Below are 22848 nucleotides of genomic sequence, written 5' to 3'. Positions count from 1 at the left end.
AGAAACGGCCCCATCAAGGGGCCGTTTTCACATGGATTGGGATCGGTTCGACTTATTCGACCGTGGCTTCCACATCGGTGAAGTACTCGATCTTGGCAGACTTGCGCAGCTCGTCGATGAGAGACTTGTAGCTTACCTGAGCCTTGCCCTGACCCAGCTGGCCTTGCAGCAGCTTGGCCATGCCGGACGGCTCCTTGGCGACAGTCACCTTGTCCAGGGCCACCACCACGCGGTCGCCATTGGCTTCGGTCACCAGTTCGACGCTCGGCTTGCCGTCAACCGGATGAGGCATGCGGAAGGCCTGCGCCACCAGGTTCTGATCCAGATCCTGAGCGAAGCGGGCTACCCCGTCATGATTCTCCACCTTCAGACCCAGCGCGGTCAGCTCGGCCTGGATATTCTCGCCAGCCTTGAGCTTGTCCAGCAGACCCTGCGCCTTGCCACGGGCCACTTCACTGGCCTTGTCGTGCTTGATGGCTGCAATCACCTGGTCTTTCACCTCCGCCAGCGGTTTGGCCGCTTTCGGCTGGTGACCGGTGATGTGCATGACCAGCGCCTTGCCATCCGCCAGCTCGATCACGTCGGAGTTGGTGTTGTCATCGCGCAGCTGCTCGGAGAAGGCGGCGGAGAGTGCCTTGGGATCGTTCAGCGGTGCCGGTGCATCAGCCTGGCTGAAGTAACCGGTGGACTGCACCTTGAGACCCATGGTGTCGGCGGTCAAGTCCAGCGAATCCGGGTTCTCGAAGCTGCTGTCGGCCATCTTCTGCTGCTCGGCAAAGAACAGCTCCTTGGCCTTGTCCGCCTGCAGACGGCTGATGGTCTCTGCTTTCACATCGGCAAACGGCTTGGTCTGGGCCGGTTCAACCCCCAGCAGCTTGATGACGTGGAAACCAAACGGGCTCTTCACCACGGTGGAGAGATCGCCGGCCTTGGTCAGTGCAAACGCGGCCTTCTCGAACGCCGGATCCATCACCCCTTTCTCGAACCAATCCAGCTCGCCGCCTTTTTTGGCGGAGAAGGTATCGGAGGAGTCAGCCTTGGCCAGCGCGGCGAAATCGTCACCGGCCTTGGCTTTGGCCAGCACGGCCTCGGCCTTCTGCTCGGCGGCTTTCTCGTCCTTGCCGAACGGGATCAGGATATGAGCCACATGACGACGTTCGGCACGCTGGAACAGATCCTGGTGCTGATCGTAGTAATCCTGGGCATCCTGCTCGCTCACCTTGACGTCTTTGCCAAGGGTGGCGGCGTCCAGCAGCAGGTAGTCAACCTTGACCTGCTCGTCATTCATGAAGTGGCTGCTGTTGGCCTTGTAGTACTGCTCCACCTCTTCATCGGAGACTTTCACGTCCCCCAGGTAGGCTGCAGCGGCCAGGCGCACCAGACGCAGATCGCGAGTCTGGTTGTAGAGCTTGTCCAGTTGCTCGGCTTCACCCTTGAGTGCAAATTCGGTGCCCAGCAGGGCGCCCATCAGTTGCTGGCGAACCATGTCCTGGCGCAGGGAGTCACGGAACATCTCCGGGGTCATGCCAGCGCGGCGGATCAGTTGCAGATATCGATCGTTGTTGAACTTGCCATCTTCGGCAAACTCGGGCATGGCGACGATGGCCTGCTTGATCTGCTCATCGCTGACACGCAGACCCAGTTCACGGGCCTTGCTGTCGAACAGGGCCTGATCGATCAGACGGTCCAGCACGCCACGGCGGAACTGCTTCATGTAGTCAGGATTGGCGGCCAACTGGCTGAAAGACTCCCCCATTTGGGATTCCATGCGGGCCCGCTCGTTGCGATAGGCATTTTCCAGCGCAGCGGAGCTGATGTCATTGCCGTTGACGGTGGCGGGGGCGGTACGAGCCGGGCCGTTGAGGTAGCTACCTACACCGGCCAAGGCAAAGGAGAGGATGATCAGGCCCAAGATAACCTTGGCTACCTTGCCCTGCGCCCCTTCGCGTAGTTTATCCAACATCATGTTTGTACTTATGCTCCCGAACTCGATGGGCGTAAATAATGAAAAGGCGCACCGATTGCGATGCGCCTTGGTCAATCAGTATGAGGGAGAGCCCTCTCACTTGTCTGGTCTGTGACCAAGGACGGTGGCCGATGTGATATCAGCGCCCGGCTTAGTTGACAGCGTCTTTCAGGGCCTTACCGGCTTTGAAGGCAGGAACTTTACCAGCGGCGATTTCGATGGTCGCGCCAGTTTGCGGGTTACGGCCAGAACGGGCAGCACGCTCGCGCACGGCGAAAGTACCGAAACCTACCAGAGCAACCTGGTCACCCTCTTTCAGGGCTTCACCCACGGCGTCAATGAAAGCATCCAGCGCACGGCCAGCAGCGGCTTTGGAGATATCAGCACCGTCTGCAATCTTGTCAATCAGTTGAGATTTATTCACTCTTATATTCCCCTTTTATCGAACATCGCTGCGGCGCCGATTTCCCTGGCCACAACAAGTGGAGGTTTTATAGCAAGCCTCCTGATCAGTTGCAAGTGACAATCTAGCGCAAACCCGCGCCACATCACGCATTGCGACTCATCATGAGTACCCGATCGGTGGTCAAGGCTACTTCCGTTATCCGGCGCATGCAAGCCTTAACCACCCCCCGAATGCGCCAAATTTGCGGCGCATCAACATTTACACGACAGAAACGCGCTCAAACCCTTGCGGATTGTCCTGCAACGCCAGTTCCAGCACCTCGTCAATCCAGCGAACCGGATAGATTTCAAGGTCTTGTTTGACGTTGTCCGGGATCTCCTCGAGGTCACGCTCGTTCTCTTTCGGGATCAGCACCCGCTTGATGCCACCGCGATGGGCGGCCAGCAGCTTCTCTTTGAGACCGCCAATCGGCAACACTTCACCGCGCAGGGTGATCTCCCCCGTCATGGCCACATCAGCACGAACCGGATTACCGGTCAAGCTGGAGACCAGGGCGGTACACATGGCGATACCGGCGCTCGGACCGTCTTTCGGGGTCGCCCCTTCCGGTACGTGCACGTGGATATCGCGCTTCTCGTAGAAGTCGGCATTGATGCGCAGCTTCTCGGCACGGGCCCGTACCACCGTCATGGCGGCCTGAATGGACTCCTGCATCACGTCCCCCAGGGAACCTGTGTAGGTGAGCTTGCCCTTGCCCGGCATGTTGGTGGTCTCGATGGTGAGCAGATCGCCCCCCACCTCGGTCCACGCCAGACCACACACCTGACCCACCTGGTTCTGGTCGGTGGCCTTGCCGTAGTCAAAGCGCTGCACCCCGAGGAACTCCTTGAGGTTGGCCTGATTGACCTGAACATGCTTGATGCTCTTGTCCAGCAGGATGCGCTTGACTGCCTTGCGACAAATCTTGGAGATCTCGCGCTCCAGGCTACGCACCCCCGCCTCGCGGGTGTAGTAGCGGATCACCCCGACCAGAGCGGAATCCTCGATGGTGATCTCGGACTCTTTCAGGCCGTTGCGCTGGATCTGCTTGGAGACCAGATGCTGCTTGGCGATGTTGAGCTTCTCATCTTCGGTGTAACCGGAGAGGCGGATCACTTCCATCCGGTCCAGCAGCGGACCCGGGATGTTCATGGAGTTGGAGGTGGCCACGAACATCACGTCCGACAGGTCATAATCCACTTCCAGATAGTGATCGTTGAAGCTGTTGTTCTGTTCGGGATCCAGCACTTCCAGCAGGGCTGAGGCGGGATCGCCACGCATGTCCGAGCTCATCTTGTCGATTTCATCGAGCAGGAACAGCGGGTTCTTCACGCCGACTTTCGCCATCTTCTGGATGAGCTTGCCGGGCATGGAGCCGATATAAGTACGGCGGTGACCACGGATCTCCGCTTCATCACGCACCCCGCCGAGCGCCATGCGCACATATTTGCGACCGGTGGCCTTGGCGATGGACTGACCGAGCGAGGTCTTGCCCACGCCGGGAGGCCCTACCAGACAGAGGATCGGTCCCTTGAGCTTGTTGACGCGCGCCTGCACCGCCAGATACTCGAGAATGCGATCCTTGACCTTCTCCAAGCCATAGTGGTCGGCATCCAGCACCTCTTGCGCCTTGCCCAGGTCTTTCTTGACCTTGGAGCGCGCCTTCCACGGCACCTGTACCATCCAGTCGACGTAGCTGCGCACCACGGTGGCCTCGGCCGACATGGGCGACATCATCTTCAGCTTGGCGAGCTCGGCCTGCGCCTTCTCACGGGCATCTTCCGGCATGCCGGCCTCTTCAATCTTGCGATTGAGGGCTTCGAACTCATCCGGACTGTCTTCCAGCTCACCCAGTTCTTTCTGGATGGCCTTCATCTGCTCGTTGAGATAATACTCGCGCTGGCTCTTCTCCATCTGCTTCTTGACCCGGGAGCGGATGCGTTTCTCGACCTGCAGCAGGTCAATCTCCGACTCCATCATGGCCATCAGAAACTCGATGCGCTCGGACACGGAGGCGATTTCCAGCACCTTCTGCTTGTCTTCGAGCTTGAGCGGCATGTGGGCGGCCATGGTATCGGCCAGGCGCGCCGCATCGTCGATCGCCGAAATCGAGGTGAGCACCTCGGGCGGGATCTTCTTGTTGAGCTTGATATAGCCTTCGAACTGACCGATGGCGGAGCGCACCAGCACATCCTGGTCCTTCTCCTCAATCGCCTTGGAGGCGATGTACTGCGCCTCGCCAACGAAGAAGTCCCGGTCGTCGATCATCCGCTCAAGACGGGCACGCTGGCCCCCTTCCACCAGCACCTTGACGGTGCCATCGGGCAGCTTGAGCATCTGTAGAATATTGGCCACTGTCCCGACGGAGAAGATCTCCTCCACCGTCGGCTCATCGGTTGACGCATCCTTCTGGGCCACCAGCAGAACTTTCTTGTCCTGCTCCATGGCCGCTTCCAGACAGCGAATGGATTTTTCCCGCCCCACAAAGAGTGGAATGACCATGTGGGGGTAAACCACCACGTCACGAAGAGGCAGGACGGGAATCTCGATGCGTTCTGAACGCTCTAGGTTCATATATGTCCTCTCGGCTTGTTATACCGTTGGCAAAGCGCTTGGCTGAGTATATGGGGGCGCTTAGATGAGATTCAATCGCCGAAACCGCAAAAAGCATGAAAGGGGCAAAAAGCCCCTTTCATTTGATTAAAAATCAGACATTTACTCTGATGCAGCGGCCTGGGTCTCGGGATTTTCGTAGATCATCAAGGGCGCGGAGTCCCCCTTGATCACGGTTTCGTCGATCACCACCTTGCTGACACCGTCCAGCGACGGCAGGTCATACATGGTATCGAGCAGCACGGCTTCCACGATGGAACGCAGACCGCGGGCGCCGGTTTTACGCTCCATCGCCTTGCGGGCAATGGCGTTCAACGCGTCGTCACGGAACTCCAGCTCCACCCCTTCCAGATCGAACAGCGCGGCATACTGCTTGGTCAGCGCGTTCTTCGGCTCTTTCAGGATCTGGATGAGGGCAGCCTCGTCCAGCTCGGTCAGGGTCGCTACCACCGGCAGGCGGCCGATGAACTCGGGGATCAGACCGTATTTGATCAGATCTTCCGGCTCCACCTTGGCAAAGCTCTCGCTCAAGGTCGCCTTGGCGCTCTTGGACTTGACCTCGGCACCAAAACCGATGCCGGTGCCCTTGACGGAGCGCTGCTCGATCACCTTGTCCAAACCGGCAAAGGCGCCACCACAGATGAACAGGATCTTGGAGGTATCAACCTGCAAGAACTCCTGCTGCGGGTGCTTGCGACCACCTTGCGGCGGCACGGAAGCGATGGTCCCTTCGATCAGCTTGAGCAGGGCCTGCTGCACCCCTTCCCCGGACACGTCGCGGGTAATGGAGGGGTTGTCCGACTTGCGGGAGATCTTGTCGATCTCGTCGATGTAGACGATGCCACGCTGGGCCTTCTCTACGTCGTAGTCGCACTTCTGCAGCAGCTTCTGGATGATGTTCTCCACGTCCTCGCCCACATAACCGGCTTCGGTCAGGGTGGTGGCGTCGGCCATGGTGAAGGGAACGTCCAGCAGACGAGCCAGAGTTTCAGCCAGCAGAGTCTTGCCGCTACCGGTCGGGCCGATCAGCAGGATGTTGGATTTGCCCAGCTCTACGCCACCGGACTCGCTGCCGCTGCGCAGCCGCTTGTAGTGGTTGTAGACGGCTACCGCCAGCACCTTCTTGGCGTACTCCTGCCCGATCACATAGTCATCCAGATGAGCGCGGATTTCATGAGGGGTCGGCAGCTCGCTACCATCGCGCTTGGGCGAGATCTCACGGATCTCTTCGCGGATGATGTCGTTGCACAGCTCGACACACTCATCACATATGTAGACGGAAGGGCCAGCGATCAGCTTGCGCACTTCATGCTGGCTTTTGCCGCAAAAAGAGCAGTAGAGCAGCTTATCACCCTCACCCTTGCGTTTTTCTGTCATTCAGCAACCTCGTTTTATCAATAGAGGATGGATTGTCCTGTTGAGTTTACAACAGTCCGGAACACCCTGCCCATGCCTGATCTGCCGATTGAGGGCATCATCAAACCAGATGATGCCCTCGACGATGGTTCGGGCTAGCTCGTGGCTCAGCCGCGGCGACTCAGGACACCGTCAACCAGACCATAAGCCACGGCCTGCTCGGCCGACATGAAGTTGTCACGGTCGGTGTCACGCTCGATGGTGGCCATGTCCTGACCAGTATGGAAGGCCAGACGCTCGTTCAGGGTATTCTTGATCTTCAGGATCTCCTGGGCATGGATCTGGATATCAGATGCCTGGCCCTGGAAACCGCCCAGCGGCTGGTGGATCATCACGCGGGCATTGGGCAGGCAGAAACGCTTGCCCTTGGCACCACCGGCCAGCAGGAAGGCACCCATGGAGCAGGCCTGCCCCATGCACACCGTGCTGACGTCCGGCTTGATGAACTGCATGGTGTCATAAATGGACATACCGGCCGTGACGGCCCCACCCGGAGAGTTGATGTAGATGCTGATGTCCTGATCCGGATTTTCAGACTCCAGGAACAGCAGCTGAGCCACCACCAGATTCGCCATGTGATCTTCAACCTGACCGGTCAGGAAGATCACCCGCTCCTTCAGCAGACGAGAATAGATGTCGTAGGAACGCTCCCCTTTCGCGGTTTGCTCTACCACCATCGGGATGAGCGCATTGCGTGGGGATTCAGTCACATCGTTATAGTTCTTGTACATAAGGCATTGTCCCTAAAATAAAATGGCCCGAGTGGAGATCACACGAGCCATTATACTTAACAGTCTTGACCTTAAGTCAAATGTTCTTAGGCAGCGGCACCGGACTTGTTGATCACTTCGTCAAATGCAACTTCCTTCTCGGTCACCTGGGCCTTGGACAGGATCAGGTCGATGGCTTGATCTTCAACTGCCAGGTTGCGAACGCCGTTCAGCATCTGTTCGTTCTTCTGGTAGTACTCGATCACTTCCTTCGGATCTTCGTAGGCAGTGGCCATGGATTCGATGATGCTGTTGACGCGCGCTTCATCAGCCTTGATCTCGTTGGTACGGATCACGTCGCCCAGCAGCAGACCTACGCGTACACGACGCTCGGCCTGCCCCTGGAACAGCTCGGCCGGCAGTTCAGGAGCGTTGCCACCCTGGAAGCCACCGAAACGCTGCAGCGCCTGCTGACGCAGGGCATCGATTTCCTGAGCAACGGCAGCCTTCGGCAGATCGATCTGGTTGGCTTCAACCAGACCGTTCAGCACCTGCTCTTTCACGCTGTTTTTCAGGGCTTGAGCCAGTTCGCGCTCCATGTTCTTGCGCACTTCGGCTTTCAGCTCTTCAACGTTGCCGCTCTCGATGCCGAAACGCTTGACGAACTCTTCGGTCAGCTCAGGCAGGATCTGCTCTTCAACCTTGTTCAGCTTGGAAGCGAACTTGGCAGCTTTGCCTTTCAGGTTTTCAGCGTGGTAGTCAGCCGGGAAGGTCACGTCGATGGTGAACTCGTCGCCAGCTTTCTTGCCCATGATGGCGTCTTCGAAGCCCGGGATCATGCGACCGGCACCCAGAACCAGGTTGAAGCCTTCGGCCTTGCCGCCGTCGAACTCTTCACCGTCGATGGAACCGACGAAGTCCATGGTCACACGCATGCCATCGGCAGCGGCGGTGTCCACTTCACTCCAGGTAGCGTGCTGCTTGCGCAGGGTGTCGATCATGTTGGCCAGATCTTCATCCTTCACGGTAGCAACCGGCTTCTCGACCTTGATGGTCTCAAGGCCAGCCACTTCAAACTCGGGGTACACTTCGAAGGTCGCGGTGAATTCGAAGTCCTGACCTTCCTGGATCTCTTTCGGATCCATGGTCGGGGCACCGGCCGGGCTCAGTTTGTTTTCGATGATGGCCTTGATGAAGTTGCTCTGCATCATTTCGTCAGCAACGCGAGCATGAGCCATGGCGCCGAACATCTTCTTGATGATGGCAACCGGAGCCTTGCCAGGACGGAAACCGTCGATGCGACGGGTTTTGGCCAGGCCGTTCAATTCTTTGCGCACGGCGGCGTCAACGGTAGCGGCCGGTACGGTGATGGTAAGACGGCGTTCCAGACCCTGGGTTGTCTCTACAGAAACTTGCATTCTTCTACCTCGTTCAACTCAGCACTGCGTGCTGACCCTTTATTGCCCCTGGGCAAAGCCCGGAGTCTTCCTGTTTATAAAGACAACGACTGTCTTTGTGATGAGAAAATATGACGCGACATTATAGCGGCGCACTTTGATCGAGTCGAGCCACACGTCCCCCAACCGGGCAGGGGATGGCACAATTCCCGCCAAACTGCCCCTTATATGGGGAATAGCGGAGCCGACTTCAAGCACGCAAGCCGCAAGAATTTGCACTTGCTCACCTTTTTTCGTGCAAGAGCCTACTTTTTCACCTCACATCCCTCCATAACGGTCTCTTTTCACCCCCTGCGACCCAAATTGTCCACCCCGCCCCTTCAACCATTGCGTCCATGACCATCGCTCGTTATGGTGGCAGCCATCTTGATAAGTCTGGAGTCACCGACATGGCCTTTTTCCGCTTCTTGTTCAATCTGCTCTGGTTCGTACTGGGAGGCGTCTTCATGGGGCTGGCCTGGTGGCTGGCCGGGCTGATCTGTTTTATCTCCCTCATCGGGATCCCCTGGGGACGCGCCTGCTTCGTCATCGGCACCTTTACCTTCTTCCCGTTCGGCAAGCAGGCGGTCAACCGCAAGACCATGACCGGTCTGAGCGACATGGGTACTGGCACCATGGGGCTGATTGGCAACATCATCTGGTTCGTACTGATCGGGATCTGGCTAGCCATCGGCCACATCGCCTCGGCGCTGGCCTGCTTCGTCACCATCGTCGGCATCCCGTTTGGCATCCAGCACCTCAAGCTGGCGCTCATCAGCCTGGCCCCCATCGGCCAGATGATCGTCACCAATCAGGAGGCCGAATCCGGCCGTTATATTCGCTGAAGGCGATGCCGCTAGCCGTAAAAAAGGGCAGACTAGGGTCTGCCCTTTTTCATTGTTATCTTCGAGGTCATCCATGCTGCCCAGCCACTTCTTCGCCAATCTCGCCCGCATGAAGCTCATCTATCGCTGGCCGCTGATGCGCAACATCCAGCCCGAAAACATCGCAGAGCACAGTCTGCAGGTGGCCATGGTGGCCCACGCCCTCGGCCTCATCAAAAACCGGCTCTTTGGCGGCAACGTGGATGCCGATCGCGCCGCCGTCATGGCCCTCTATCACGACAGCAGCGAGGTGCTGACCGGCGATCTGCCCACGCCGGTCAAGTACTTCAATCCCGAGATTGCCCGCGAATACAAGAAGATTGAGCTGGCCGCCGAGCAGCGCCTGCTGGGTATGTTGCCGCCCGAGCTGGTCGAGGATTTTCGCCCGCTGCTCGATTCGGCAGCCCAGGATGGCGAACTGGCCAAACTGGTGAAGGATGCCGACACCCTCTGCGCCTATACCAAGTGCCTGGAAGAGATCAATGCCGGCAACCGGGAGTTCGAGCCGGCGCGCAAGCGCCTCGAGCAGATGCTGGCGGCCCGGATGAGCGACGAGATGCGCTACTTCATCGACATCTTCGTGGCGAGCTTCTCGCTGCCGCTGGATGAGCTCAACGCCCACTAAACCAGCCAGATCCCCCAAACGAAGGGCCCGCCGGTTTGCACCGGTGGGCCCTTCGTTTTTATCAGCAGACAAGATGCCGCCTATCAGTGCCCCAACTCGCGCGACGGCACCAGCCCGCTCGCCCGCCAGGCGGGGTAGAGGGTGGCCAGCAGGCTCATCAGGATGGCGGCGCCAGTCACGATGAGCAAGTCCTGCATGTGCAGCTCGGTCGGCAGGAAGTCGATGAAGTAGATGTCCGGGTTGAGGAAGCGATGGCCAATGAGCTTCTCGATGACACCCAGGATCTGGGTCAGCTTGCTGGAGAGCAGGCCGCCCAGCAGGGCGCCGAGCAAGGCACCCGCCACCCCGTTCACCATCCCCTGAATGACGAAGGTGAGCCGGATCTGACCCGGGCTCGCCCCCATGGTCTTCAAGATGGCGATCTCGCTGCGCTTCTCGTTCACCGCCATCACCAGGGTGGAGACGATGTTGAAACAGGCCACCGCCACCACCATCAGCATCACCACGTACATCACGGTGCGCACCATCTGGATGTCCTGATAGAGATAACCCTGGCGGCTCATCCAGCTGCTGATGTAGACGTAGTGCGGGAACTTCTGGGCGGCTGCCACCGTGATGGACTGCGCCTTGAGCACGTCGTTCACCTTGAGGCTGAAGCCCTCCACCGCGCTGCCCATGCCGGTGATGGCCTGGGCATCCGCCAGATGCATGAAGCCGAGCACCCCATCGAGCTGGCCACCGATCTCGAGCAGCCCCACCACGGTGAGAGACTCGCGCTTCGGGTTCTTGATGCCGGCGGCATCGCCACCCTGAGGCAGCAGCAGGGTGACAGTGTCCCCTATCTTGACCCCCAGCTTGTCGGCGATGGTCTTGCCGAGGATGAGGCCGTGCTCGCCGGCTTCCAGCTCGCGCAGACCGCGGCCCGTCATGTAGTTGCCCGCGTCAGACAGATTGGCCTCGAGCTCCGGCAGCACGGCGCGCACCTGCAGTCCCTTGAGGGCACTGCCGTGCTCCAGCAGGCCGTCGAGCCGGATCACCGGGGCGGCAGCCTCCACTCCGGGCTGGGCCAGCAGGTAGTCCCGTAGCTTGGGCCAGTTGGGGAGCGGTGCCTCCATCCCCATCAGCTCGCCGTGAGGCACCACGGAGAGCACCCGGTTTTTAAGCTCCCGCTCAAAGCCGTTCATGGCGGAGAGTCCCAGGATCAGCGCCATCACCCCGAGGGCGATACCGATGAGGGAAGAGGCGGAGATAAAGGCGATGAAGCCGTTGCGACGGCGAGAGCGGCTGTAACGCAGGCCCAGAAACAGGGGCAGCGGTTTGAACATCAGGCGACCTCCGCCATCACGCCGCTCACCAGGGTCACCCGGCGATGGAGCTTGGCTGCCAGGCTGAGATCGTGGGTCACCACCACGAACGCGGTGCCGAGCTCACGGTTGAGCTCGCAGAGCAGCTCATAGACGGCGGTGGCGCTGGCGTGATCCAGGTTGCCGGTGGGCTCGTCCGCCAGCACCAGGCTGGGTTCGTTCACCAGGGCACGGGCGATGGCCACCCGCTGGCGCTCACCACCGGAGAGTTCGGACGGTCGGTGGTTGAGACGGTGGGAGAGCCCTACCCGCCCCAGCATCCGGCTCGCCTTGTCGGTCGCGCTCTTCACCGACTCACCGGCGATCAGCAGCGGCATGGCAGCATTTTCCAGCGCGGTGAACTCGGAGAGCAGGTGGTGGAACTGGTACACAAAACCCAGCTCCTGATTGCGAAACTTCGCTTGGGTACGGCTGTCCCAGCGATGGATGTCCTGCCCCTTGAACAGCACGGCGCCGCTGGAGGGGTTGTCGAGCGCCCCCATCAGGTGCAGCAGGGTGGTCTTGCCGGAGCCCGAGCTGCCCACCACCGCCAGCATCTCGCCGGGCGCCACGCTAAGATCGATGCCCTTGAGTACCTGGGTCTCCAGATCGCCCTCTTTGTAGACATGGTTGAGGGCCTGACAGCGCAGCAGCGGCTCGCAGGAGACGGATTGATTCATAAAGGAGGCTCCACTTGCACCTGTAACAACGCCGGCGCCGGCAGCAACACCGGCACCAGTAACAACAGAAGATGAATTATTCATAACGCAGCGCCTCGGCCGGTTTGACCCGGGCCGCACGGGCCGCCGGGTAGAGGGTGGCGCTGAAGCTGAGCAGCACGGCACCCAGCAAAATGGTCACGACCTGGGTGGGTTCGACGATGACCGGCAGGCCCGAGCCACCGGCCGTCATGTAGAGGTTGAGCCCCACCGCATCGAGCAGGGGGTTGAGCCCCATGGAGAGCGCCAGTCCCGCCAGACCGCCGAACAGGGCGCCGATGACGCCGCTGGAGGCCCCCAGCACCATGAAGATCTTGACGATGCCGGCTTCGCTCATGCCCATGGTGCGCAGGATGGCCACCTCCCCTTCCTTGTCGGTCACCACCATCACCAGGGCGGAGAGGATGTTGAAGGTGGCGACTGCGATGATCAGCACCAGCATCAACCCCATCATCCGTTTTTCCATGGCCACCGCCTGGAACAGCTCGCCGCGCTCGCGGCGCCAGTCCTGCCACTCCAGCCCGTCCGGCAGCTCCGTCTTGATCACCTCGTCGGCGGCGAAGGGATCATCCAGCCAGAGGCGGATGCCACCCACCTGATCCGCAGGCAACCGCAGCATGCGCTGGGCATCCCCCAGCGCAATCAGGGCGACCTGGCTGTCCACGTCGGCACCGACCCCGAAGATGCCGGAGACGGTAAAGAGGCGCTGGGCCGGCACCCGGCCAAACGGGGTGAAGCGGGTGCCTTCGGTCAGGATCAGACGGACCTGGTCGCCCATGGAGACCTTGAGGCGATTGGCCACCCCCTGCCCCAGCACTATGTGGTATTCGCCGGCCTGCAGGCTGTCCAGACGCCCCATCTGCATCTGGGCGTGCAGGATGTCGTCCTTGGGCCACTGGGCGGGATCGATGCCCTGCACGCTGACGCCGGTGAGCTGACTGGGGCTTTGCAACATGCCTTCGCTGTCGAGCATGGGGGCATGGGCAATCACGTGCGGCAGCCTGGCCAGATCGGGCAGGCCCTGCGGCGCGACATCGATGCGCCCCGCCGGGCTGGTCACCACCACATGGGGGATCACCCCCAGGATGCGGCCCTTGAGCTGCCCTTCAAAACCGTTCATCACCGAGATGACCACCATCAGGGCGGCGACCCCGATGGCGATGCCAAAAGTGGAAAACAGGGAGATAAATGAAACGAAGCGATTGCTGCGTCGCGAGCCTGCATAACGCAGGCCGATGGCCAGCGACAGTGGCTGAAAAAGTCCAGTCTTCAAGGATATCTACATTGCCAACAAAATAAGATACCGGATAATAAAGGGAAACCGTCTATGACAACAAGGGATAGCCTCCATGCAGGAACAGTTCTTCAGTGTCACCCATGCCACACCGGTCAATGTGATCCCCATGCCCGGTGACTTTCATCTGCCCTCGCTGGAAGCACTGGAGGCCGAGCTGCCCGAACCGTTTCGCATCGCCTCCGCCATTACCTCCATCGACATGGTGACCAGCCGCCTGATCCGCAATCAGAACGATTCGATGCACGATCTGGTGGAGATCATCAACCAGCAGTCGCGCAAGATCGACATGATCATGGGCTATGTGCTGTCGGTGCAGGATCACCCGGAACATCGCTTCCACACCCTGCGCTTTGGCGCCGGCCAGCTGACCTACCTGCATCCGCGCCAGGGCCACGGCGAGGTGCCGCACCTGCACCAGATAGTGCGGCTCAAGATTTTCCTGCGCGAAGAGGCCTCCGCCATCTACTGCTACGGCCAGGTCAAGCAGCTGGAACCGAGCGAGCATGGCACCCACGTGATGCTCGACTATGTGCGGATCCGCGAGGATGACCGCGAACTGCTGGTGCGTGCCAGCCTGCATATCCAGTCCAAACAACTCAAACTTCGTGCGCAAGACCGTCAACGTTAAAAGAATCGAATGATGCCAATGAAGCTTCCCGCCTTGCCCGCCAAGGCGGGCCAAAAGTTAACGCTCGGCCAGCTGACAGGCAGCAGCCTCTCGCTGATGGCCGCCCGCCTCACCCAGGAGGCTCATCGCCCCGTCCTGCTGGTGACCGCCGATACCCCGAGCGCCCTGCGCCTCGAACAGGAACTGCAATACCTGCTGGCCGACACGGGCTGTCCGGTGCTGCTGTTCCCGGATTGGGAGACCCTGCCCTACGACACCTTCTCTCCCCATCAGGACATCATCTCCCAGCGACTCGAGACCCTCTACAAGCTGCCGCAGATGAGCAGCGGCGTGCTGATCGTGCCCATCTCCACCCTGATGCTGCGCACGGCGCCCCGGGTCTATCTCGACAAGTACAGCCTGATGGTGAAAAGCGGCCAGCGCCTCAATCTGCAGCAGCTGCGCGCGCGCCTCGCCGAGGCGGGCTATGTGGCGGTGGAGCAGGTGCTGGAACACGGCGAATTTGCCGCCCGCGGCTCCCTGCTCGATCTCTTCCCCATGGGCAGCAGCAGCCCCTATCGCATCGACTTCTTCGACGACGAGGTGGACTCCATCCGCCCGTTCGACCCCGAGACCCAGCGCTCCAGCGAGCCGGTCAAGAGCGTCAGCCTGTTGCCAGCCCGGGAGTTTCCCACCGACGAGGGAGCCATCGAGCTGTTTCGCGGCCAGTATCGCGAGCAGTTCGAGATCTCCCGCGCCGAGGGCTCCGTCTATCAGGAGGTGAGCAAGGGGCGCTGGCCCGCCGGCATCGAGTACTATCTGCCGCTCTTTTTCCAGCAGACCGCCAACCTGTTTGACCACCTGCCAGAGAACACCCTGCTGCTGACCGTGGGGGAGATCTACCCCGCCGCCCAGCGCTTCTGGAACGACATTGCTCAACGCTACGAGGACAGGCGCTGGGACAATACCCGTCCCCTGCTGCCCCCCCAGCAGATCTATCTGCCGGTGGAGCAACTGTTTGCGGCGCTCGGCCAGTACGCGGCCGTACGGTTGCAGGAAGCACCCACCGCCGGTGATGCGGGCCAGCACGACCTGCCCATCTCGGCGCTGCCCGAGCTGCAGCTCGATCACAGCAAGGAGCAGCCGCTGCTGGCGCTCAACCAGTTCCTGCAAGGTTTTGCCGGCCGCACCCTGTTTGCGGTGGAGTCCGAGGGGCGGCGCGAGGTGCTGGGCGATCTGCTGGCCCGCATCGCGCTGCAGCCCAAGGAGTTCGCGTCACTGGACGCCTTCATCACCAGCAAGGCCCGTCACGGCCTGCTGGTGGCACCGCTCGAGCGCGGCTTCTTGCTGCGAGAGCCGGGGCAAGAGGAGCTGGCGCTCATCACCGAGACCGAACTGCTGGGTGGCAAGATCCGCAGCAAACGGCAACGGGAGAAGAGCAAGAACCTGAGCTCCGATGCGGTGATCCGCAACCTCGGCGAGCTGACCCAGGGTCAGCCGGTGGTGCACCTGGATCACGGGGTCGGCCGCTATCTGGGGCTGGAAACCATCGATGCCGGCGGCCTGCCCACCGAGTTTCTGACCCTGGAATATGCCGGCGGCGACAAGCTGTTCGTGCCGGTCACCAGTTTGCACCTGATCAGCCGTTATACCGGCTCGGACAACCCGCCCAGCCACAAGCTTGGCGGCGAGGCCTGGGTCAAGGCCCGGCGCAAGGCGGCCGAAAAGGTGCGCGACGTGGCGGCCGAACTGCTGGATGTCTATGCCATGCGGGCGGCCCGTCACGGCTTTGCCTTCAAACACGACCGCGAGGCCTATCGCCAGTTTGCCGCCGGCTTCCCGTTCGAGGAGACCGATGATCAGCTCAACGCCATCAATGCGGTGCTCGGCGACATGTGTCAGGCCAAGAGCATGGATCGGCTGGTGTGCGGCGACGTGGGCTTCGGCAAGACCGAGGTGGCGATGCGGGCGGCGTTTGTGGCAGTGCACGGCGGCAAGCAGGTGGCCGTGCTGGTGCCCACCACCCTGCTCGCCCAGCAGCACTACGACAACTTCCGCGACCGCTTCGCCAACTGGCCGGTGCGGGTCGAGGTACTGAGCCGCTTCCGCTCCGCCAAGGAGCAGACTGCGGTGATGAAAGAGCTGGCCGAGGGCAAGGTCGACATCATCATCGGCACCCACAAGCTGCTGGGCGCCGAGCTCACCTTCAAGGATCTGGGGCTGCTCATCGTCGACGAGGAACATCGCTTCGGGGTGCGCCAGAAGGAGAAGATCAAGGCGCTGCGGGCCGATGTGGACATCCTCACCCTCACCGCCACCCCCATTCCGCGTACCCTCAACATGGCGATGTCGGGCATGCGGGATCTCTCCATCATCGCCACCCCGCCCGCCAAGCGGCTCGCCATCAAGACCTTCGTGCGCCAGCAGGAGCCGGCGGTCACCCGCGAGGCGGTGCTGCGGGAGTTGAAGCGCGGCGGCCAGGTCTACTACCTGCACAACGACGTGGAGAGCATCGAGAAGTGTGCGGCGGATCTTGCCGAGCTGGTGCCGGAGGCGCGCATCGGCATCGCCCACGGCCAGATGCGCGAGCGTGAGCTCGAGCGGGTGATGTCGGACTTCTACCACCAGCGCTTCAACCTGCTGGTCTGCACCACCATCATCGAGACCGGCATCGACGTGCCGAGCGCCAACACCATCATCATGGACCGGGCAGATCATCTCGGTCTGGCCCAGCTGCACCAGCTGCGGGGTCGGGTTGGTCGCTCCCACCACCAGGCCTATGCCTACCTGCTCACCCCCCATCCCAAGCTGATGACCAAGGATGCGGTCAAGCGGCTGGAGGCCATTGCGTCCCTTGAAGATCTCGGCGCCGGCTTTGCGCTGGCCACCCACGATCTGGAGATCCGCGGCGCCGGCGAACTGCTCGGCGACGATCAGAGCGGCCAGATTGAATCGGTCGGCTTCACCCTCTACATGGAGATGCTGGAGCAGGCGGTCGAGGCGCTGAAATCGGGCAAGGAGCCGTCGCTCGAACAGCTCATGAGCCAGCACACCGAGGTGGAGCTGCGCCTGCCGGCGCTGTTGCCGGACGACTACATCCCGGACGTCAACATGCGGCTCTCCATGTACAAGCGGATCGCCAGCGCGGTGGACGAGCAGGAGCTGCGCGAACTGAAAGTAGAGCTGATCGATCGCTTCGGCCTGTTGCCGGAGCCGACCAAAACCCTGCTGGAGCTGGCCGCCTTCCGCCAGCGCACCACGGCGCTGGGCATTCGCCGGGTGGAGATGAGCGAGCGCGGCGGCTATCTGGACTTTACCCAGGAGACCAGGGTCAACCCTGCCTATCTGGTCAAGCTGCTCTCCGAGCAGCCGCGCATCTACAAGATGGACGGGCCGACCCGGTTGCGCTTCCAGGTGCCGACCCAGGACAGGGCCATGCGCCTCAAGCTGGTGGACGGCTTGCTGGCGGATCTGGCCAACAACAGCCTGTAGGCGGAAAGCGAAACAAAACGGGAGCCACTGTGGCTCCCGTTTTGTTTATGTTGGCTGGTGACGAGCGTCTCCCTTCTCCCCTTGTGGGAGAAGGGTCGGGGATGAGGGGGGCAGTGAAAACCATTCCCATCACCCTGCCCTCTCCCAGAGGGAGAGGGAATCGCACCGGTAAACGTTGGGCTTCGCTGCGCTCAGCACCAACCTACACCTCTGACGATCAACCCTGATTAGCCGGATCCTCATGGGAAGAGAACTCGCGCATGAAGGCCTCGGCCCGATCCACCATCTTGGTGGAACCCACGAAATAGGGGGTACGCTGGTGCAACGCGGTGGGCTGGATGTCCATGATCCGGCCAAAGCCGTCTGATGCCTTGCCACCGGCCTGCTCCACCAGGAACGCCATGGGGTTGCACTCATAGAGCAGGCGCAGCTTGCCGTTCGGCGAGTTGGTGCCGGACGGATAGATGTAGATGCCGCCCTTGAGCAGGTTGCGGTGAAAATCGGAGACCAGCGAGCCGATGTAGCGGGAGGTATAGGGTCTGTGGGTCGCCTCGTCCCGCTCCTGACAATATTTGAGGTACTTCTTCACCCCGTCCGGGAACTTGATGTAGTTGCCCTCGTTGATGGAGTAGATCTTGCCCTCCTCCGGAATGCGGATGTTCTCGTGGGAGAGGCAGAAGCAGCCGATGGAGGGGTCGTAGGTAAAACCGTTGACGCCAAAGCCGGTGGTATAGACCAGCATGGTCGAGGAGCCGTAGACCACGTAACCGGCGGCGACCTGGCGGTTGCCCGGCTGCAGGAAGTCTTCCAGAGTGACGCCGGCACCCGGCTTGCTGACCCGGCGGTAGATGGAGAAGATGGTGCCGACGGAGACGTTGACGTCGATGTTGGAGGAGCCATCAAGGGGGTCGATCAATACCACGTACTTGGAGTGACGGGAGAGCTCGGAATCGAAGGAGACGAAGTCTTCCTCCTCTTCGGAGGCCATGCCGCACACTTCACCACGGGCTTCCAGCGCCGCCTTGAAGCGCTCGTTGGCGTAGACGTCCAGCTTCTGCTGCACCTCGCCCTGCACGTTTTCAGCGCCCATGGAGCCGATGATGTCCGCCAGCCCCGCCTTGTTGATCTCCCGGTTCACCACCTTGGCGGCCAGGCGGATGGAGCTGAGCAGCGAGGTCAGCTCGCCGGTCGCGGTGGGATAATCCGCCTGCTTTTTGACGATGAACTCGCCCATGGTGATCATGTTTCGCATTATTGTTCCTTTAAGATCGTTTCCGTTGGCTTTGAAAACGTTTGCACGCATAGACAAAAAAAGTGCCGATCCTCGGCAGCCTTGTTTTGTAACCTAATGTAACGCCTGTTTTTTGTTTTTGCAGCGAATTAAGCCGCTGAATAAACGCACATCTCCCCCACCTTTTTCGCCCTAAACCGCCCTCAAACTGGTTTCAATCGGTAACTTTTTCGATGTTAATTCGTGGCAAAAACTCACGAATATGTCGCCATGAGGATGGCAAGATCCCCGCCATGCCCCCTATCTGGGACGCATGCCATGGGGGACCTGCCTGCCTCTTGAGATCTCGCCATCAATCCCGCACACTGGCCCGGCTTTGGAAGCAAAAAAACATAAGGATATTCAATGAAAAGGACACTCATTGCCGGCACGGTTGCCGCCCTGTTCGCACTCCCCGCCATGGCAGCCCAGGTACCGGCCGGTACCCAGTTGCTGCCGGCAGAACAGCAAACCTTCATCCGCAACATAGGTACCGAACCCGCCTCCATCGACCCCCAGATGGTGGAAGAGAGCGCGGGCAGCGAAATCGTCAACGACCTGTTCGAGGGACTCTACACCCTGGACGGGGACGGCAAGTTGCAGCCTGCCGGCGCCCTTGGCTACGAGCTCGACCCCACGGGCACCGTCTACACCTTCAAGCTCAGACCCGATGCCAAATGGTCCAACGGCGAACCGGTGACGGCGGCCGATTACGTCTATGGCTGGCAGCGGGCGGCGGACCCCAAGAATGCCTCCAACTACGCCTGGTTCATCGAGCTGACCGGCGTCACCAATGCCGCCGAGGTCATTCAGGGCAAGCAGAGCCCGGATACGCTGGGCATCAAGGCGCTCGATGCCCATACCCTGCAGATCACCTTGAAAAACCCGGTGCCCTTCTTCCTGAAGACCCTCTCCCACTACACCACCTTCCCGGCGCCGAGGGCGACCATCGAGAAGTTCGGTCATGAGTGGGTCAAACCGGGCAACATCGTCTCCAACGGGGCCTTCGTGCTCAAGGAGTGGACCCCCAACGAGCGTCTCATCTCCGAGCGCAACCCCCATTACTGGGACAACCAGCATACGGTGCTGAACAAGGTGTTCTATCTGGAGATCGTCTCCGACACTGCCGCCTACAACCGCTATCGCGCCGGCGAGCTGCACTACACCAGCTATCCGCTCGAGCAGTACAAGCAGCTTAAGCAGCAGAGCCCGCAGGAGCTGGTGAGCGTGCCGACCCTGGCCACCTACTACTACGTGTTCAACTCCCAGCGCAAACCGTTCGACAACCCCAAGGTGCGCAAGGCGCTCTCCCTGGCCATCGACCGGGACACCATCACCGAGAAGATCCTGGGGCAGGGCCAGATCTCCGCCTTCAGCCTGACGCCGCCCATAGTGGACGGCTTCGAGCTCAAGCGACCGGCCAGCGAGCAGATGAGCAAGGAGGAGCGGATCAAGCAGGCCAAGGCGCTGCTCGCCGAAGCGGGTTATGGCCCGGGCAAGCCGCTGGCTGTGGACATCCTCTACAACACCAACGAAGGGCACAAGAAGATAGCCTTGGCCATCTCCTCCATGTGGAAGCACAACCTAGGAGTGCAGGCCAAGCTCAACAACATGGAGTGGAAGACCATGGTGTCGGCCCTCAACGAAGGGGACTTCGGGGTCAGCCGCTACGCCTGGAACGGGGATTACAACGATGCCTCCACCTTCCTCGACATCATGACCTCCAGCAGCAGCGCCAACAGCGGCAAGTGGTTCAACAAGCAGTATGATGCCCTGCTGGCCAAGGCCCATGACGCCAGGGATCCGGCCGAACGCAACCAGCTCTATCAGCAGGCCGAGGCCCTGATCGATGCAGAAGCGCCCATCGCCCCGGTCTATTTCTACGTCAAGTCCCGCCTGCTCAAACCCAACATCAAGGGTTACCCCTATCAGAACCCGCAGGATCTGGTCTACTCGAAAGACCTCTATCTGACCGCGCAATAAGGTTCGCTACCCCGCAGACAAAAAGACCGCCTTTCGGCGGTCTTTTTTCTCACTCGTCCCGGCAGGCGGCCAACGCCACCCTGCGCCGGCGCAGCACCACAGGCTGCACCAGCAACTGGGCCAGCAGCACCCCAAACAGGGTCATGCCACCACCGATCAGATGATAACTGGTCAATCTCTCGCCGAGCCAGCTGATGGCCAGAGCGGCGGTCATCACCGGCAGCAGGTTCATGAAGATGGCGGTGCGGCTTGCCCCGAGCAGGGCGATGCCCTGCATCCACAGCCAGGGCGACAAGGCCGAGGTTGGGATCCCCGCATAGAGGATCAGCCAGAGTGCCCGGCCGTCCGGCCACTGCCCATCCACCAGCAGGTAGAACGGGGTGAGGAACAGCAGGCTGCAGAGCACCTGGCCGTAGAGCATGGACCAGTTGTCGAGCCCCAGATCCCACTTCTTGAGCAACACGCTGTAGAGCGCATAGGTACCCGCCGACAGCAACATGTAGACGGAGCCGATGTGGATGCCCTGGGTAAAGAGGCGGGCGGGATCCCCCTGCCCCAGCAAGATCGCCAGCCCCAGGATGGAGATGACGCCGCCAAGCAGCGCCCCCCAAGTGGGACGCTCGCGCAGCAACCAGATGCTGAGCAGCACCGTCATCAGCGGAGTCAGCCCCATCATCAGGCCAATCTCGGTGGCTCCCAGGGTCTGCGCCGCGTAATAGCCAAAGGTCTGGTTGAGCACCATGCCGAGCAGGGCCAGCGCAGCCAGCTGATAGAAGCCGGCGCGCAGCTTGGCGCGATCCCGCCAGGCCCGGTGCGCAAGGAACGGCGTCAAGATGATGGCGGCCACCATCCAGCGCGACCAGGCCAGCGCCGCCGGCGAGAGCACGCCCACCGCCAGTTTGCTGACGATGGCGTTGCCGGCCCAGATGGCCATGCAGGAGAAGGGAAACAAGAAGGCAAGTGGCATCGCTATATCCAGAAAAAAGCAGCGGGTATTTCTGGCGGCAGTATAGGGGGGTCAACAGGATTAGCAAGCGCCGCGCCGCCAAGGCAGAATTGGCTGACATAAAGGGGGTTCGAACAGCGCTGAATAGGCCGGAGGGAGCCCAAAAACAATCATGCCCGCACGGTGGCGGGCATGACGCGGATCAGCGAGGTGACGAAGCAATCACGCCGCATCCATGTGCAGTCTCGAGATCAACTCGTTGACCTCGACCACGGTCTGGCGGTGGGGAATGTCCGCCGACGTGGGCATCATCAGCAGGCCGGACTGGAAGTCAAAGCGTCCTCTGCCGTGGATGTAAATCCGCCCCTTGAAGAAGGTTTTGACATGTTTTGCCACCATCAGCGGCAGGTACTTCTTGAACACTCTCATCGTTTGCAACCTCTTGCAGTTGTATCCGTATGACAGCAGCTTCTGCGAAATAATTCCGTAAATTCTGTATAAAAATCCGGAAAAATCGCGACTCTCTTCCCCAAAAAACCAATCTATAACTTTTTATTAACTTTTAGCGTATTGTATGTGGTCCTTCCAACCAGAGCAAGACCCCCTTGCCATCTTGCCACTCGATACAGGCCAGACCTGAGGTGGCAAACATGGGGGCACCGGCCGCCGGACAGAGGCTCTGCACCAGATAGCCCACCAGCGGCAGGTGGCTCACCATCAGGATGCTGTCGTGCTTGGCCGCCAGCGCAGTGAGGTAACTCGCCACGAAGGCCGGATCGCCATAGGGGGTGATGTCACCGCTCTCTTCGATGGCCCCTGCCTTGGGTAATTCACTGCATATGCTCTGCCAGGTTTGTTTGGCGCGCAGATAGTTGCTGTGGATCACCCGATCCAGCTTGTCGCCAAGCTGGGGGGCCAGCCAGCGGGCCATGTGGATGGACTCTTCGATTCCCTGCTCGGTCAGTGGACGCTGTTCATCTGTTTTCGCATTCATGCCAGCCTGGCCATGACGCATGATGTAGATTTTCATTACAACCTCGCCCAACGGGCCTGTTTTGATAGCGGGGGGATCTTACCCCGCCATGCCGGGGGAAAC

Annotated in this window: 18 protein-coding genes; 5 read left to right on the top strand and 13 right to left on the bottom strand. The window is 60.6% G+C overall.

The annotated features are described in order from the left end of the window. Positions 1–52: 52 nt before the first annotated feature. The 6 genes from ppiD to tig form a co-directional block, all read right to left on the bottom strand. Positions 53–1966, bottom strand: coding sequence for a peptidylprolyl isomerase (gene ppiD / locus ACB032_RS04825; protein ID WP_323937965.1), 1914 nt, complete (start codon positions 1964–1966; stop codon positions 53–55). Between the two features lie 151 nt (positions 1967–2117). Continuing rightward, complete coding sequence (hupB, locus tag ACB032_RS04820) at positions 2118–2390, bottom strand: nucleoid-associated protein HU-beta (protein ID WP_005315375.1); 273 nt, start codon at positions 2388–2390, stop codon at positions 2118–2120. Positions 2391–2630: 240 nt separating this feature from the next. Next, positions 2631–4985 carry an endopeptidase La gene (lon, locus tag ACB032_RS04815; RefSeq protein ID WP_011705882.1) on the bottom strand — a complete coding sequence of 785 codons (2355 nt, stop codon included), beginning with the start codon at positions 4983–4985 and terminating at the stop codon, positions 2631–2633. 141 nt (positions 4986–5126) lie between these two features. Next, positions 5127–6401 carry an ATP-dependent protease ATP-binding subunit ClpX gene (gene clpX, locus ACB032_RS04810; protein WP_005301524.1) on the bottom strand — a complete coding sequence of 425 codons (1275 nt, stop codon included), beginning with the start codon at positions 6399–6401 and terminating at the stop codon, positions 5127–5129. A gap of 146 nt (positions 6402–6547) precedes the next feature. Then, entirely contained in the window at positions 6548–7171 is a 624-nt protein-coding gene (gene clpP / locus ACB032_RS04805; RefSeq protein ID WP_005301526.1) for an ATP-dependent Clp endopeptidase proteolytic subunit ClpP, read from the bottom strand. Positions 7172–7257: 86 nt separating this feature from the next. Continuing rightward, positions 7258–8568: a trigger factor gene (tig, locus tag ACB032_RS04800; protein WP_102988637.1), complete on the bottom strand. Its 1311-nt coding sequence runs from the start codon at positions 8566–8568 to the stop codon at positions 7258–7260. A gap of 428 nt (positions 8569–8996) precedes the next feature. Here tig and ACB032_RS04795 point away from each other — a divergent pair, with 428 nt between their 5' ends. Together ACB032_RS04795 and yfbR are read left to right on the top strand one after the other, a co-directional pair. After that, positions 8997–9431 (top strand): YccF domain-containing protein, encoded by a 435-nt coding sequence (locus ACB032_RS04795; RefSeq protein ID WP_011705879.1) that lies wholly within the window; start codon positions 8997–8999, stop codon positions 9429–9431. A gap of 73 nt (positions 9432–9504) precedes the next feature. Next, complete coding sequence (gene yfbR / locus ACB032_RS04790) at positions 9505–10095, top strand: 5'-deoxynucleotidase (protein WP_371137481.1); 591 nt, start codon at positions 9505–9507, stop codon at positions 10093–10095. An 83-nt stretch (positions 10096–10178) separates the two neighbouring features. Here yfbR and lolE read toward each other — a convergent pair whose 3' ends face one another. The 3 genes from lolE to ACB032_RS04775 form a co-directional block, all read right to left on the bottom strand. Then, on the bottom strand, positions 10179–11420 hold the full coding sequence (gene lolE / locus ACB032_RS04785; protein WP_024943966.1) for a lipoprotein-releasing ABC transporter permease subunit LolE: 1242 nt from the start codon (positions 11418–11420) through the stop codon (positions 10179–10181). Beyond that, positions 11420–12118, bottom strand: a complete 699-nt coding sequence (lolD, locus tag ACB032_RS04780) for a lipoprotein-releasing ABC transporter ATP-binding protein LolD (RefSeq protein WP_020480138.1) — start codon at positions 12116–12118, stop codon at positions 11420–11422. Before lolD ends, lolE begins: the two co-directional genes overlap by 1 nt. A 76-nt stretch (positions 12119–12194) precedes the next feature. After that, positions 12195–13430, bottom strand: coding sequence for a lipoprotein-releasing ABC transporter permease subunit (locus ACB032_RS04775; protein ID WP_371137480.1), 1236 nt, complete (start codon positions 13428–13430; stop codon positions 12195–12197). Positions 13431–13506: 76 nt separating this feature from the next. On the opposite strand from ACB032_RS04775, the gene ACB032_RS04770 reads away from it, so the two are divergent. Next, positions 13507–14082 (top strand): hypothetical protein, encoded by a 576-nt coding sequence (locus ACB032_RS04770; RefSeq protein ID WP_011705874.1) that lies wholly within the window; start codon positions 13507–13509, stop codon positions 14080–14082. 9 nt (positions 14083–14091) lie between these two features. After that, entirely contained in the window at positions 14092–17553 is a 3462-nt protein-coding gene (mfd, locus tag ACB032_RS04765) for a transcription-repair coupling factor (protein ID WP_371137479.1), read from the top strand. A gap of 217 nt (positions 17554–17770) precedes the next feature. Here mfd and fbp read toward each other — a convergent pair whose 3' ends face one another. After that, positions 17771–18805, bottom strand: coding sequence for a class 1 fructose-bisphosphatase (fbp, locus tag ACB032_RS04760; protein WP_011705872.1), 1035 nt, complete (start codon positions 18803–18805; stop codon positions 17771–17773). A 384-nt stretch (positions 18806–19189) separates the two neighbouring features. Between fbp and ACB032_RS04755 the strand changes: the two genes are divergently transcribed. Further along, a complete protein-coding gene (locus tag ACB032_RS04755) occupies positions 19190–20806 on the top strand; it encodes a peptide ABC transporter substrate-binding protein (RefSeq protein WP_371137478.1) in 1617 nt (538 codons plus the stop codon). 49 nt (positions 20807–20855) lie between these two features. On the opposite strand, the gene ACB032_RS04750 is transcribed toward ACB032_RS04755, so the two are convergent. The 3 genes from ACB032_RS04750 to sixA all read right to left on the bottom strand — a co-directional run bounded on the left by ACB032_RS04750 (position 20856) and on the right by sixA (position 22782). Further along, positions 20856–21773, bottom strand: a complete 918-nt coding sequence (locus ACB032_RS04750; RefSeq protein ID WP_024943970.1) for a DMT family transporter — start codon at positions 21771–21773, stop codon at positions 20856–20858. A gap of 201 nt (positions 21774–21974) precedes the next feature. Next, the gene (locus ACB032_RS04745) at positions 21975–22181 is read right to left on the bottom strand and encodes a DUF1107 domain-containing protein (protein ID WP_016350921.1); all 207 of its coding nucleotides are present in this window, start codon (positions 22179–22181) and stop codon (positions 21975–21977) included. Positions 22182–22314: 133 nt separating this feature from the next. After that, entirely contained in the window at positions 22315–22782 is a 468-nt protein-coding gene (sixA, locus tag ACB032_RS04740; RefSeq protein WP_371137477.1) for a phosphohistidine phosphatase SixA, read from the bottom strand. Positions 22783–22848: the final 66 nt, after the last annotated feature.

Source organism: Aeromonas sp. S5(2024), from assembly GCF_041403025.1.
GTDB lineage: Bacteria > Pseudomonadota > Gammaproteobacteria > Enterobacterales > Aeromonadaceae > Aeromonas > Aeromonas hydrophila.
The sequence above is the reverse complement of the archived record's forward strand: the minus strand, read 5'-3'. Positions and strand labels throughout refer to the sequence as shown.